At 51.2% G+C, this 13,334-nt stretch carries 10 protein-coding genes; 4 read left to right on the top strand and 6 right to left on the bottom strand.

What is annotated here, in order from left to right:
- Positions 1–27: 27 nt before the first annotated feature.
- Both uvrA and AC55FS_RS16475 read left to right on the top strand, forming a co-directional pair.
- Positions 28–2,853, top strand: coding sequence for an excinuclease ABC subunit UvrA (gene uvrA, locus AC55FS_RS16480; protein WP_496933355.1), 2,826 nt, complete (start codon positions 28–30; stop codon positions 2,851–2,853).
- 35 nt (positions 2,854–2,888) lie between these two features.
- Positions 2,889–3,422 (top strand): tRNA-uridine aminocarboxypropyltransferase, encoded by a 534-nt coding sequence (locus tag AC55FS_RS16475; RefSeq protein WP_496933353.1) that lies wholly within the window; start codon positions 2,889–2,891, stop codon positions 3,420–3,422.
- 50 nt (positions 3,423–3,472) lie between these two features.
- On the opposite strand, the gene AC55FS_RS16470 is transcribed toward AC55FS_RS16475, so the two are convergent.
- The 3 genes from AC55FS_RS16470 to AC55FS_RS16460 form a co-directional block, all read right to left on the bottom strand.
- The gene (locus tag AC55FS_RS16470; protein ID WP_496933352.1) at positions 3,473–3,901 is read right to left on the bottom strand and encodes a type 2 periplasmic-binding domain-containing protein; all 429 of its coding nucleotides are present in this window, start codon (positions 3,899–3,901) and stop codon (positions 3,473–3,475) included.
- Positions 3,902–3,912: 11 nt separating this feature from the next.
- Entirely contained in the window at positions 3,913–5,034 is a 1,122-nt protein-coding gene (locus AC55FS_RS16465) for a hypothetical protein (RefSeq protein ID WP_496933351.1), read from the bottom strand.
- Between the two features lie 107 nt (positions 5,035–5,141).
- Entirely contained in the window at positions 5,142–6,470 is a 1,329-nt protein-coding gene (locus AC55FS_RS16460; RefSeq protein ID WP_496933350.1) for an adenylate/guanylate cyclase domain-containing protein, read from the bottom strand.
- A gap of 197 nt (positions 6,471–6,667) precedes the next feature.
- Here AC55FS_RS16460 and AC55FS_RS16455 point away from each other — a divergent pair, with 197 nt between their 5' ends.
- Together AC55FS_RS16455 and serB are read left to right on the top strand one after the other, a co-directional pair.
- Positions 6,668–6,838: a hypothetical protein gene (locus tag AC55FS_RS16455; RefSeq protein ID WP_496933349.1), complete on the top strand. Its 171-nt coding sequence runs from the start codon at positions 6,668–6,670 to the stop codon at positions 6,836–6,838.
- A gap of 15 nt (positions 6,839–6,853) precedes the next feature.
- The gene (gene serB, locus AC55FS_RS16450) at positions 6,854–8,062 is read left to right on the top strand and encodes a phosphoserine phosphatase SerB (protein ID WP_496933348.1); all 1,209 of its coding nucleotides are present in this window, start codon (positions 6,854–6,856) and stop codon (positions 8,060–8,062) included.
- Between the two features lie 30 nt (positions 8,063–8,092).
- Here the strand turns inward: serB and AC55FS_RS16445 are convergent, their stop codons facing one another.
- The 3 genes from AC55FS_RS16445 to epmB all read right to left on the bottom strand — a co-directional run bounded on the left by AC55FS_RS16445 (position 8,093) and on the right by epmB (position 13,312).
- Positions 8,093–10,183: an EAL domain-containing response regulator gene (locus tag AC55FS_RS16445; protein ID WP_496933347.1), complete on the bottom strand. Its 2,091-nt coding sequence runs from the start codon at positions 10,181–10,183 to the stop codon at positions 8,093–8,095.
- Between the two features lie 135 nt (positions 10,184–10,318).
- Positions 10,319–12,130, bottom strand: a complete 1,812-nt coding sequence (locus AC55FS_RS16440; protein ID WP_496933346.1) for a cyclic-di-GMP receptor FimW-related protein — start codon at positions 12,128–12,130, stop codon at positions 10,319–10,321.
- A gap of 141 nt (positions 12,131–12,271) precedes the next feature.
- Complete coding sequence (epmB, locus tag AC55FS_RS16435) at positions 12,272–13,312, bottom strand: EF-P beta-lysylation protein EpmB (RefSeq protein WP_496933345.1); 1,041 nt, start codon at positions 13,310–13,312, stop codon at positions 12,272–12,274.
- Positions 13,313–13,334: the final 22 nt, after the last annotated feature.

The following is a 13,334-nucleotide window of genomic DNA, read 5'->3' as shown; positions in this document are numbered from 1 at the left end:
CCTTATCTTTAAGGCTGATCAGCATCTATGAAAAGCATTCAGGTACGTGGTGCCCGTACACATAATCTTAAAAATATCGACATCGATATTCCCCGCGACCAGTTGGTCGTGATCACCGGACTCAGTGGTTCAGGAAAATCGTCGCTGGCATTTGATACCCTGTACGCCGAAGGGCAACGCCGCTACGTAGAATCGCTATCGACCTATGCCCGTCAGTTTTTATCCATGATGGAAAAGCCCGATGTGGATTTGATCGAAGGCTTATCGCCGGCGATTTCCATCGAGCAAAAATCTACCTCGCATAATCCTCGCTCTACCGTCGGAACTGTCACTGAAATTTACGACTACCTGAGGTTATTGTTCGCCCGTGTTGGTACACCACGCTGTCCTGATCATGATGTTGCGTTGGAAGCGCAAACCGTCAGTCAGATGGTTGATACCATCATGGATTTGCCGCTCGATGGCCGTTATATGATTCTGGCGCCTGTGGTCCGTGATCGTAAAGGTGAGCATTTGCACGTGTTCGATAGCTTGCGCTCACAGGGCTTTATCCGCGTTCGAATCGATGGCTTGGTGTGTGACCTGGATGATATCCCAGAGCTGGATAAGCGCCGCAAGCACAGCGTCGAAGTGGTGGTTGATCGCTTCCGGTTAAAAGAAGGCATTGAACAACGTTTGTCAGAGTCGCTAGAAACGTGCCTTGATTTAAGTTCGGGCTTGGCGTTGGTGGCTTCCATGGATGACGAAAAAGCTGAGCCGCTGCTGTTTTCATCTCAGTTCAGTTGTCCGCATTGTGGCTACAGTCTGTCTGAGCTGGAGCCCCGATTGTTTTCCTTTAACAATCCGGCGGGGGCTTGTCAGAGTTGTGACGGCCTTGGTGTTAAGCAGTTTTTTGACCCTGATCGTGTGGTCCAGGACTCGTCACTGACTCTGGCCGAAGGTGCCGTGCGTGGCTGGGATCGCCGCAGTGTGTATTATTTTCAGATGCTGACCTCTGTAGCTGAACATTATGGTTTCTCCATTGATAAGCCGTTTGGCAAGTTAACGAAAAAGCAACAGCAACGCTTGCTACAGGGCAGTGGGGATGATGTCGTCACCTTTAGCTATGTGAATTCTCGCGGCGACACCATCCATAAAAAACATCCATTTGAAGGCGTGTTACCGAATCTGGAACGTCGCTACCGAGAAACTGACTCGCAAGCCGTACGTGAGGAGCTGTCGAAGTATTTGAGTGTGCAGCCATGTCCATCCTGTGAAGGCTCTCGCTTGCGCACGGAAGCTAGGAATGTGTTTGTTGGTGATAAAACCATTCATGCTTGTACTGCCATGCCAGTTGAAGAAGCGTTTGCTTATTTTGGTGATCTACATTTGAGCGGTCACCGCGGTGAAATTGCTGAAAAAATCCTTAAGGAAATTCGTGATCGGCTGCGTTTTTTAGTTAATGTGGGCCTTGAATATCTAACACTTAATCGCAGCTCGGATACTTTATCGGGTGGTGAGGCGCAGCGTATTCGTCTTGCCTCGCAAATTGGTGCGGGGTTGGTGGGAGTGATGTACATCCTCGATGAACCCTCCATTGGTTTGCACCAAAGAGATAATGATAGGCTGCTAAAAACCCTGTTTGATTTGCGTGATTTAGGCAATACCGTGCTGGTGGTTGAGCACGATGAAGACGCCATTCGCCACGCTGATTATCTGATTGATATTGGCCCAGGTGCGGGTGTTCATGGCGGTGAAATTGTTGCCCACGGTACGCCAAAGCAAGTGATGAAAAACAAGCAGTCGGTCACCGGGCAATATTTGTCGGGTAAAAAAGCCATTGCCGTGCCAAAGCAGCGCACACCCATTGATCCTGAGCGTATGCTCAAGGTGAGTGGCGCCAGTGGCAATAACCTCAATGATGTGAATTTGGATATTCCCCTTGGTTTGATGACGTGCGTTACAGGGGTGTCTGGTTCGGGTAAATCGACCTTGATTAACCGAACCTTGTATCCACTGGCAGCGACGGCATTGAATGGAGCAACGACGTTAAAAGCCTCTCCGCATCAACACTGTGATGGCTTGCAGCACTTAGATAAAGTTGTCGATATTGATCAAAGTCCGATTGGACGCACACCTCGCTCAAACCCAGCAACTTATACCGGCATTTTCACCCCGATTCGTGAGTTGTTTGCTGGTACACAAGAGTCTCGATCGCGTGGTTACAAAGCCGGACGTTTTTCTTTTAACGTCAAAGGTGGACGCTGCGAGGCCTGTCAGGGTGATGGTGTTATTAAAGTGGAAATGCACTTTCTAGCGGATATTTATGTGCCTTGTGACGTTTGCAAAGGCAAACGCTATAACCGGGAAACACTGGATATTCGCTACAAGGGTCGCAATATCCACGAAGTGCTGGACATGACGGTGGAAGATGCGCGGCAGTTTTTTGATGCCATTCCCGCTGTTGCCCGTAAGCTGCAAACTCTGATGGATGTTGGCTTAAGCTATATCAAGTTGGGCCAGGCAGCGACTACCTTATCGGGAGGCGAAGCGCAGCGCGTGAAGCTAGCCAAAGAGCTGTCTAAGCGTGATACCGGTAATACCCTGTATATTCTTGATGAGCCGACCACGGGTCTACATTTTCAAGACATTGAGCTGCTGTTGTCTGTATTGCATCGCTTGCGTGATCACGGCAATACCGTAGTGGTAATTGAGCATAATCTGGACGTCGTTAAAACCGCCGATTGGATCGTCGATTTAGGTCCGGAGGGTGGCTCCAAGGGCGGTGATATTATCGCAACGGGGACGCCAGAGGAGATCGCAGCCTTGGCTCACAGTCATACCGGACGTTTCTTAAAACCTATGTTGTCATGAGTGTAAGGCAACGCTGCAATAACTGTTTGCGGCCGATGACGGTGTGCTTATGCAGCGCTATACATCGCTGTCAGTCGTCACGGCCGTTAACGATATTGCAGGACCCGACTGAGGCTAAGCATCCGCTGTCGACGGCACCGTTATTGAAGCTGAGCATTGAACCCAGTCGCTTGCTAGTGGGTGAGGTGTTTTCTGCTGAAGATCTGTTCCCTTATGGACTGCAGCAGGTGGCCTTGCTTTATCCATTGCCAGAGGCCGAACCGCTAACCTTGCCACAAGCACAGGCGATGGAGCAGTTAATTATATTGGATGGCACTTGGCGAAAAGTACGGCGTTTGCTGCATTTAAACCCCTGGTTGCGGACTTTACCGTGTATTGCCTTGCAACCTCAGCAAGCCAGTCAGTATCGAGTGCGTAAATCGCCGCGTGATGATGGCTTATCAACCTTGGAGGCGAGTGCACAGTGTTTGTCCTGGATTGATCAAGACCCTGGTTATCTCGATATATTGTCGGTGCAGGATCGCATGGTGACGTTGCAAGAAGCGTATCAGGTTAAAGGGCATAAATAACGGGCTTCTGGTTAGAAGCCCGGACGGTGTAGCGGTGATTAAGTACAGAGTTAAGGGAAACGAAATACCACTTTGACAGAGCTGTCTAGCTGGCTGCTGTCGATATAACCCACCAAGTTTGGGTTGTTGGCAATCAGCTTTTTGACATCGGTATCGCTGCCTGATTCCTGTGGTGGTGTGCCTTTGCCGGTAAATATCAAACGAGACCAATAGGCTTTTAGTTGGCTGGCACTTTTTTCTAGCACATGGCTATTGAATGCTTCACGGCTAGCAGAGCCTTCGCTTTGGTCGACGGGAATGGCTTTGCTGCCATCTGGAAAGCTGCTGGCCTTACCGAGAAAAATACGTGTAATGGCTGTTTTATCGAGACTGGCATTGGCATTGCCGGTGCTCACTATCACTGCGTATTCGGCCTGGGCTGTGGTCGCTAACAGGCTCAGTAACAGTATCCATGGATGAATAAAGTGTCTTATTTTCATTGCCTTACTCCTTAGAACACCAGACTCATACCAAGGTTATACAGTATGCCTGAGTCGCCGTCCTGGCCATTGACCAGCTCCTCATCGTTGTACTGAACATCCACTTTAAATGCGGCACTGCTGTCGTAGTCATAGCGGACGCCAACGATGATGCTCGACTGCTTATACTCAGCTAACGATTGCAGTGCGCCAACGGTGCCTGACTCAGGGTCGTCTTCTGCTTGGGTATAGGTCAGGTGTACCGTGGTTTCTCCCAGCCGTTGTGCGGCACTGATCAAATAGGCGCTGTCGTCGAGCAGTGAGGCTGTATCTTGGTCGAGGGCCGTCCATTCGGCAATCAACGAGGTGCTGCCATTGTCGTAATTGATAGAGGCTTGGTAAAACTTGGCCTTGGCATCGTCGGCCAAGAATTCTTCACCCACACCCATTAGCGCCGCTTGTCCTGCCAAGTTATCCAAAACGCGGCCATTCACTCCGGCTTGCGTGGGGTCTATGTCCAAGCTCACATCGGCTTGGTGGTAGCTGGCTCGAGCGCCAAAGTCTCCTTGGGTAAAACTGGCCACGATACCAAAAGCCCTCCTTAGCTCTATGGTGTAGGAGGAGTCGCTTACTCCGATGTCATCTTTGTAGCGCCCGCTGTAGATTTGAATAACACCATCCGTTTGGCCGAAGGCAAAACGGTGGCTGATATCAATGCCGTTAATGGACGAGAAGGCATCTAGGCGATACACCAGTGAGGGCGGACGTACCCAGTTATAGGCGTAACCCACTTCGAGAAAATCAGAATAATGAAAATAAGGTGTACGCAGTCTGCCAAGGCGAATATCGGTGTCGTCATTGACAGCGTAGGTCACATAGACCCAGGCAGCTTCGGTATTGAAGTCCTCTCGGCCACGGGAAATTAGCTGAGCCGTGGCCGAGGTGGAATCGTTGACTTGCTGTGCTAGTTGCACGCCAACCAAGGTATCCTGATCAAACATAACGCCGTCATCGTAGCCATCCTGGCTAATGTCTTCAGTGGATAAATGACCGGCGGTAACGTTCATAAAGCCATTGATACGAAGATCGTTGGCATTGGCAGATAAGCTGATTAAAAGCGCAGCCATCATGGCTGGGGTGAATCGAGCACTCATCGAGTTTCCCTCCTGGATCGCTATGTTTAAAAACTAGCCCAGTCGTCAGGAAGCTCAAATTGGCCGGTAAGTCAGCCGTTAAGTTGATAACAATTCATTAGATATCATTAGGCGTTAGTGGTCAGCGCTGTTATGTGTTTGATTTGCCGCTGGATCAATGAGCGGGTTTTTTCTGGCAATTGCTGCAACCAATAGCTGCATTGCTCGCGGCCATGCAAATCGGAAATCATCGGTCCTTCACGCCAATCAATATCATCATCCAAATGCTTCACCAGCTCACAGCTGGCTAACACGCCACGTTCTTCTGCGCTTGAGGCAAGTTGGGCGGCCCAGTGTAGGGTGTCGCCGATCAGATTGCCGTGTAGTTGGCCTTCGCCCTGAAGTGGGGTCATCAGCACTGGCCCCCAGTGCACTGCAATGCGAAATTCTAATGGATAGATGCTGTGATCGTGTTCATGCACCTGGCTCACTAAACCCTGAAACAGCTGTGCTGCACAAAGACTGTGCATCGCCGATTGTTGATCGGCACTAGGCACGCCAAAAATCATCACCACACCATCACCAAGAAAACGATCGAGGCGGCCGTTGTAAAGTTTGGCGGCATGGGACAGCAGTCGGTAATAGTGGCTGAGAGTCAGGCTCAGTTCCTCAGCACTGAGTCGACTTTGCAGCACATCGAGTTCCTGAATTTCTAAATACATCAGCGCACAGTCAAAATACTGCAGGCTTTTGTGTTCTGTTTTTGGAGCGATAAAACGTCCCAGCGCCTGCTCCAGCGCATGCTGCTGCTGCTGGCGCTGGGCAATATGCTGCAGCTCTTGTTGCATCTCTCTAAATTCAGGCAAGGTCGCTGTGGGTGGCGTTAGTTCGATGTCCTGGCCCTGGCGAAAGCGTCTGAGGGCATGGATGATGGAGCGGAACTGCCCAAAGCTGCGTTCGGTGAGTTGATAGGTGACAAAAGCCGCTAGCATGGCCATCAGCCCAGTCGCCATCAGTGCCAGTGCCAAATACCGGCGAGCAATGCGCTGAGTCGCGACATCACTGATTGAGGCTCGCACGGCACCTAAGGCACGACTGTCTTGGGTGATCGGCCGAGTGACGACCTGTCTTGAATGACTGGTACCGCTGCTGGCCAGTAGCTGCTGATCCGTGGTGAGGATTTCTAGCCCCTGAATTACAGGCCCCCGTTGCCAATCGTCTAACAGCACATTAAGAGTGACGCGGTCCTGTTGTAACAGCGCAGGAGCGGCGGCCACGGCTAAGCGCTGCAACTGGCGTTCAACATCGTCTTGCTGCTGTGCCAACAGCTGTTGCTGCAGGTGGGTGTAGGTGAGTAGGCTCAGCAACAATCCGGTGAGCAACATCAGTACCGCCACCAACAGGCTGTTTAATTGACTTGTATTCAGTTTATGGCGAATACGGTGGGGTAACGACATGGCGAGACTCAATCGAACACAGATTTCCTGATTAGTAGTGGTATTATATGCGCCGCTTGGGTGAACGCCAGCGAATAGCCAGCGACTCAAGCAGATTGTGACCATAAACCCATGATGGTCAAAAGAACGGACCGACATTGAATACTGAAGTGGCGCTGGCGGTGTTGCTTCAGTCACTGACAACTTGAGGTAAGAGCATGAGCGACGTGAAGCAGTCACTGCAAGACAAGTTAGAGCAACTGGAAAAGGGCCTGTTTCTGATGAGCCTGGATCGTAAGCGGGCCTTGTCTGTGCATGAAACCGTTGAGCTGATCGAAGAGCTGCGCGGCGTCGTGGCTGGTGCCAAGGCCGACGCCAACAAACTTTAAGCAGGACTGCCTACTGTGACTGAATTGGTACTGATCCGTGTGAGTGGTACGGACAAACCTGGGCTGACGTCCAACATCAGTGCCATTCTGGCACAGTATGACGTCGCTATTCTGGACATTGGTCAGGCTGAGATCCATGACACCTTGTCGTTGGGGATCTTAGCTGCCATCCCATCCACGGCAGAGTCTGCGCCGGTATTGAAGGACGTGCTGTTTAAGGCTCATGAGCTGGGCCTGTCGGTAAGTTTTACTCCGGTCACTGCTGAAAGCTACCAGCATTGGGTTGAAGGGCAGGGCAAAGATCGTCACATCGTTACCCTGTTGGCTCGGTGTATAGAGGCTGAAGCCATCGCACAAGTGACCTCCATCGTTGCCCAGCACGATCTCAATATTGATCAAATCAATCGTTTGTCAGGCCGGGTGCCATTAGAGCATCATGACCAGCAGACTCGTGCCTGCGTTGAGTTTTCCGTGCGCGGTGTGGCTGATCAGGCCGCCTTGCGGGCTGATTTTTTGCAGGTGGCCAACAACCTAGGGGTGGACATCGCGTTTCAACGCGACGACGTGTTTCGTCGCAATCGCCGTTTAGTCGCCTTTGATATGGACTCAACACTGATTGAGACAGAAGTAATTGATGAACTGGCTCATGCCGCTGGTGTGGGTGAGCAGGTGTCTGAAATTACCGAGCGGGCGATGCAAGGTGAGCTCGATTTTAGCGAGTCCTTTGCCCAGCGTGTTGCTTTGTTAAAAGGTCTGGATGGCCAAGTGCTGGAAGAGATCGCGGCCCGTCTGCCGATCACGGAAGGAGCCGAGCGGCTGATCTCTAACTTAAAGGCCTTTGGTTATAAAACAGCGATTTTGTCCGGTGGTTTCACTTACTTCGGTCGTTATTTGCAACAAAAACTGGGCATTGATTACGTCTATGCCAATGAGTTGGAAATGGAAAACGGCGTGGTTACTGGTCGTGTAACCGGCACAGTAGTCGACGGTCAACGTAAGGCGGAACTGCTGCGAGAGCTGGCTGCGCGTGAGCATATTCGCCTTGAGCAAACCATTGCTGTTGGTGACGGTGCTAATGACCTACCGATGTTGAGCATTGCTGGTTTAGGCATTGCTTTTCGTGCAAAGCCTTTGGTGCGCGAGAACGCCGAACATGCCATTTCAACCTTGGGGCTGGATGGTATTCTTTATCTGTTGGGTTATCGCGATCGAGACATCTTGTAGCAATAAAAAAAGCGGCTTAGGCCGCTTTTTTTATTCGTCGGTAAAGGTGTATAGCATGCCGGCCTGGGGCGCTTGCACATAATAACCCTGGATAAAGTGCACACCCATTTGCCACAAGCTGGCAACGGCGTTGGCGCTCTCTACCAAAGGCACAATGGTGCGCTTTTCTTCTTCGTGCAGTTGTCCGAGTAACTCCTGCAGATGCTTTTGTGCATCCGGACTTTGCCCCAATTCTTGGGTAAATGAACCATCCACTTTAACGTAGGTGGTCTCCAGGTGTTTTAAGTTCTGGAACGGATTCAGTGCACAGCCGAAGCGGCTAATAGACGTTGGAATACCCCGTTCCAGCAGCGCATGGGTAAAGTCATGGCATTGTTTCAGCATCTTGCTGGCGTCTTCTTCATTAAACTGGAAGATCACGCAGCCCTTTGGCAGCTTGGCGGCATTAATCGCTACACCGATCCAATTGGCCAGTGATTCGTCCGCCAAAGATGCCGCCGATAAGTTGACGAACATGCGGGTGTTATGACCCTTGGTACGATGTTCACTGAGCAGCTTGGTGGTGTGTAATATTACCCAGCGATCGATCTTACGTTTGATGTCATCGCTAATGGCGGTGTTTTCGAAAAACTCAGCAGCCGATAATTCATCACCGCCATCAACGGGCAGGCGCAGCAGGGCTTCATAGTGTTCTACTTCTTCACCGCGAAGGTTAATGAGAGGCTGGAATAATAAACGGAAGCCATTGCCCTTGATGGCATTCACCAGGGTTTGCTCTAGATCTTGCTGTTCGTCATCTTTGGCTTGCTCTGGCGGCTGGAACAGATTAACGCCATTACCGTGCTCATGATTTTCTAACTTGCGCACGCCATCGGCGGCCTGATGCGCTTGTTGTAAAATATCGAGCGGCTTAGAGCTATTCTCATTGATCAGAGCCACGCCAATGCTACTGGTTACTGTAACCGTCCTGTTGGCCACTTCGATCAGCAGATGTTCGATGGTGTCGCGTAGCTTTTCGGCTGCAGCCAGAGCTTGCTCGGCGTCGCGTCCCATCATAATGCAGGCGAAAATGTCCTCGCCGATGCGCGAGGTGACTTGTCGCTCGGACAGCTGCTCTTTTAGCGTGGCTGCAATCTGCGACAGCACGGTATCTGTGTGGGCGATGCCAATATCACTTTTCAGTCGACCAAAATTGTCCAGGTTGACGTAGACCACGGCGCCTTTGGCGCTGTTCATCACGGCTTGGTCTACGGCTTCTTCTAACCGGCTGAGGAAATAAGGCTTGTTGTACAGCCCTGTTAGCAAGTCACGGCTGCGCACTTCTTCCAGTTTGGCTTCCAGTTCGGCGCTGTCTTCGCGCATGCGGATCACGACTTGGGTGCAGCGTTCATCAGAGTAGGTAGCAGGCGCAAAGTCCATAGTCATAGGAAAGGCTTTACCTTCGCCATCCATGCCGACAGTAGCTAACTTACTGGTCTGACCTGGCTGTTGCCCGTAGCTTTTAAGGAAGGCTTTAAACTCCTTTTGCGCACCGGCATCGATCATATCCATGATCGGCATGCCTTCTAGTTCATCTGGCGATGAATAGCCAAACAAATCGAGATACGCATTGTTGGCGAAAATATGCATGCCATCGTGCACATACGCGACCGCATCTTTGGAGCTTTGCAACAGCCCTTGGCAGCGTTTTTCCGATTCTCTCAGGCTGACTTCCAGCTTGCGATTCGCACGGCGACTGCGTAAATGCCCCAGCTCGCGCTGGATGACAAGAAGCATCAAATTACTTTCGTCGAGGGGTACTAGGCTAACAGCACCATCACGCAGGGCGGCTTCCATTTGCATGGGCTCGACGTCGTCATGGGTGATCAGTATCAGCGGTAGGTCTTTATTTAGGCGGCGAATCTGGCGCAGCAGATCATTGTATTCAACGCCATGGCAGGACGGCTCTGCTAACAGTAGGTCCCAGGTTTTTTCCTGCAGCTGTTCACTGAAGTCATCCAGGGACGTTACTAAATGTACCCGGGTGGCGCTGCCAGAGTTGCGCAAAAGACTGACAATTCCTTCAGCCTCATTTTCAGTTCGGCACAACAACAACAGATGCAAGGTTTCGCGGGATGCCAAAATGTCAGCCTCTGATTGATAAAATCGTGATTATAGAGAGGATCATTTAAAAATAAATCGCTGCTTTGGACATAGATGGGCGGAATGTGCAAAAAACTGTCATATGCAAAACCATGTCTAGACGCTTTACGTCAGTTAGAGCTTATTCCAGATAGAATCAAAGTCGTCATCCGGCAGCAGGGTCGGACTGGGCTCTGCACTGGTGTGACGTTTTGCTGGTCCGGCACTGCGGAACTGAAACTGACTGAAACTACTGGTGGATGTCAGGCGCTTGGTCAACTGGTAGCGGCCTTGCTCTTCTTCAAATAACAATTCCACCTTGTTACCCGTGCGAAATGGCATGCGTGGCAATAGTAAGGTAGCAGGTTGAGCAATGGCCTTAATCGCGGGCAGCAGCAAGGCTCGCATCATCGGCCCGTTGTCGCCGGTTTTTTGTAATAAGCGAGCTGCGCCCACCTGCGCCTTAGGCGCTAATAACTCGATACCGAGCTGGGTACCTTGGTCGCGCATATGGCGAATCCAGCGAATCACTCCGATCGACCAGTGGCGAATGCCATGCTCTTGAATGCCTATTAGCTCACCTGCTTGGATGGATGGTGGCAGGTTGCCACTCCAGTGCAAACAGTAGCCGCCAGGGCTTGAGTTAATCATTTTGACTTCGTGCGACGGGTACTTGAGCTCCTGATCTGGCGTTTCGTGTTCGGCCTTGTGCTTGTTAATAAACTCAATAGCATCAAGATCAATCTGGGTGTTTTCAGCTAATGCCGGTCGGTTGGCATCAAAAGCGTCACCCCAAACGTCTTCAGTCGATTGCTTGCCGATATCGACTTTGGGGCTACGGTCGGGACCGTCTACTGCTTTGGGTCTTAGCTCGCCAAGTAAGCGCTCAAATTCTCGATTACCGCCACTGAAGTAATGGGTAGCAGAAAGCCCTATGCATAAAGCCAGCTGTCCTTCGGATGGCGTGCGGCGGAAGGAGCGTTGCCAATGAATGCCCCAAGATTGAATGGCGTGGGACAAAATGTTGTCGCTTAACTTGCCTGGCACTGTAATGTCGTGGTGGCCAGCGGGGTTGGCGGCCCATTGCCTTAGGGCATGCACCAGCCTTTGGGTGTTGAGGCTGCGAAACTCAGGCTGCTGCGCCTCTCGTAAGTGCTGTCTGTATTGGCCTGGGCGATCACGGTGCAGGTTAATAATAAACAAACCGTCTTCGTCATCAGCGGCAGTGATGTCCGTGAAACTAGCCCACAGTTCACTGGCGTCAAACAGCTGGGTCAGGTCTTGTTGGCGCAGATTGTTGGGCTTGGCGGTACCTAGCAAGTGCAAGCGGGCAAAGATGTCTTTGACGGTTGAACTCGACAAAAATCGTGTTTGCCGATCGTTGACCTCAATATCATGCAAGCCGTGCATTTCAGCGAGCAGGTACAGTTGGTTGCTTTCAAGCCAAGAAAATTCAGGAGGCTGACAATAAAGTTGAAACGCTCTGAGTATGGTTTGCGCGGTATCGGTAATGGCCCGATGAATGGCGATGGTGACGATCTTTGAGGCTTTATCATGCTTGCCCAGCTGGCTCATGCTATGGCCGACGACCATTTTGTAACCCGTGGCCAGGTGGCTTTGCAAGGCCTGACTGAGATTGGCAACTTTTAGCTGTTTTTCGTTGAGTGAAATTGAAGATTGCAGAAAGTGTTTGTTGAGCAAGGTGCAGATGGAGTAGATATACGGCCGCACGACTTCCAGGACTTTGAAGCGCAATACGGGGTCGGCGTCCCACTGATTAAATTCACGAATGGCCGTGTACAACTGACGTGCAGACTCGCCAGTGTTGGCCATTGGTAACGACTTAGCCCACTCAGTCACTCCTTCAACGGTATCAGGACAGACGCTGAGAGAAGTGAGCGGCGTTGCCGGTATATGTAGTTTGATCGCGACTCGTTGGCTGTCCATGCATTCCTGCTGCATATTCATTGATGGATACCCCATGCCTTGCAAATGGCAGGGCTGTACTGATTATAGATCAGTGACTTAAGCACGCTTGCCAACGGCACGGTTTACCCATCTGCCAGCCGCTTCGGTACGTACTTCTCCCTACCCGTTATAGTCGCCAGCCCTGCGGCTGTCGAGGTTGATCAGTGTTTTACTGGGCTCTCCTGGGATCTCTCGAACCAGCTTGGGTACTAGGTATCCAGGCAACAAAGCTTGCATTTGCTGATGCAATTGACCAGCTATCTGATCATCTATGTCAAAGTGCGCAGCGCCGCTGACCGGGTCCAATGTATGAAGGTAATAGGGTAAAACCCCAGCTGTAAACAACTGCTCACTTAGGTCTAATAAAGCTGGTAGGTTGTCATTAACACCACGTAGCAAAACACTTTGATTGAGTAACGTAATTCCCTGCGATCGCCAGTAATTCAATGCGTCGGCATGTTGCGCTGCCAATTCGTTAGCATGATTGATGTGCAACACCAAGGTGCACTGCAAGCGACTGTGGGCCAGGCGTTGGGCCAGCAGCTGAGTCAGGCGCTGAGGTATGACCACCGGTAGGCGTGAATGAATACGCAGTCGTTTTACATGGCTTATAGCTTCCAGTTCATCAACTAGCGAGCCTAGATGAGCATCGTCCAGCATTAAAGGGTCGCCGCCGCTCAGTATCACTTCGCTGATGCTGGAGCGTTGTTTAATGTACTCGAGGGTGCTGCGCCATTGCCGCCTGGCAATACGATTGTCGGCATAGGGAAAATGGCGTCTAAAGCAATAACGGCAATTAACCGCGCAGCCTGAAGCTAGCATCAGCAGTACACGGCCATGGTATTTGTGAATGATGCCAGGCTCGGTATTGCTGCTGCTCTCTGCCAGCGGGTCGCTCACAAAACCACTGACTTCTACTCGTTCCTGCTGAATCGGCAGGACCTGTCGAAGCAAGGGATCATTGATGTCGCCTGGCTGCATCTGTGCAGCAAAGGGCCGCGGCACCAATAATGGAAAGGCAGGCTGCAGATCTATGTCGAAGTCAGAGGCACTGAGCTTTAGATAGTCGAGCAGTTCATCTGCACGGCGAAAAGCGCCTGCCAACTCGTTCTGCCACGTGCTTGGCTCTACACCAGCGTCAGTTCGCGTTATGATACGCACCTTTATTTCTCGCGATTGATTG

This window comes from Bacterioplanes sp. CLAM21, from assembly GCF_059641015.1.
This window is presented reverse-complemented; position numbering and strand designations above follow the sequence as displayed.

What these genes read in the sequence shown, in the direction of transcription:
- uvrA (WP_496933355.1), top strand. Translation starts at nt 28, where the DNA reads ATGAAAAGCATTCAGGTACGTGGTGCCCGTACACATAATCTTAAAAAT.
- AC55FS_RS16475 (WP_496933353.1), top strand. Translation starts at nt 2,889, where the DNA reads ATGACGGTGTGCTTATGCAGCGCTATACATCGCTGTCAGTCGTCACGG.
- AC55FS_RS16470 (WP_496933352.1), bottom strand. Translation starts at nt 3,901, where the DNA reads ATGAAAATAAGACACTTTATTCATCCATGGATACTGTTACTGAGCCTG.
- AC55FS_RS16465 (WP_496933351.1), bottom strand. Translation starts at nt 5,034, where the DNA reads ATGAGTGCTCGATTCACCCCAGCCATGATGGCTGCGCTTTTAATCAGC.
- AC55FS_RS16460 (WP_496933350.1), bottom strand. Translation starts at nt 6,470, where the DNA reads ATGTCGTTACCCCACCGTATTCGCCATAAACTGAATACAAGTCAATTA.
- AC55FS_RS16455 (WP_496933349.1), top strand. Translation starts at nt 6,668, where the DNA reads ATGAGCGACGTGAAGCAGTCACTGCAAGACAAGTTAGAGCAACTGGAA.
- AC55FS_RS16440 (WP_496933346.1), bottom strand. Translation starts at nt 12,130, where the DNA reads ATGGACAGCCAACGAGTCGCGATCAAACTACATATACCGGCAACGCCG.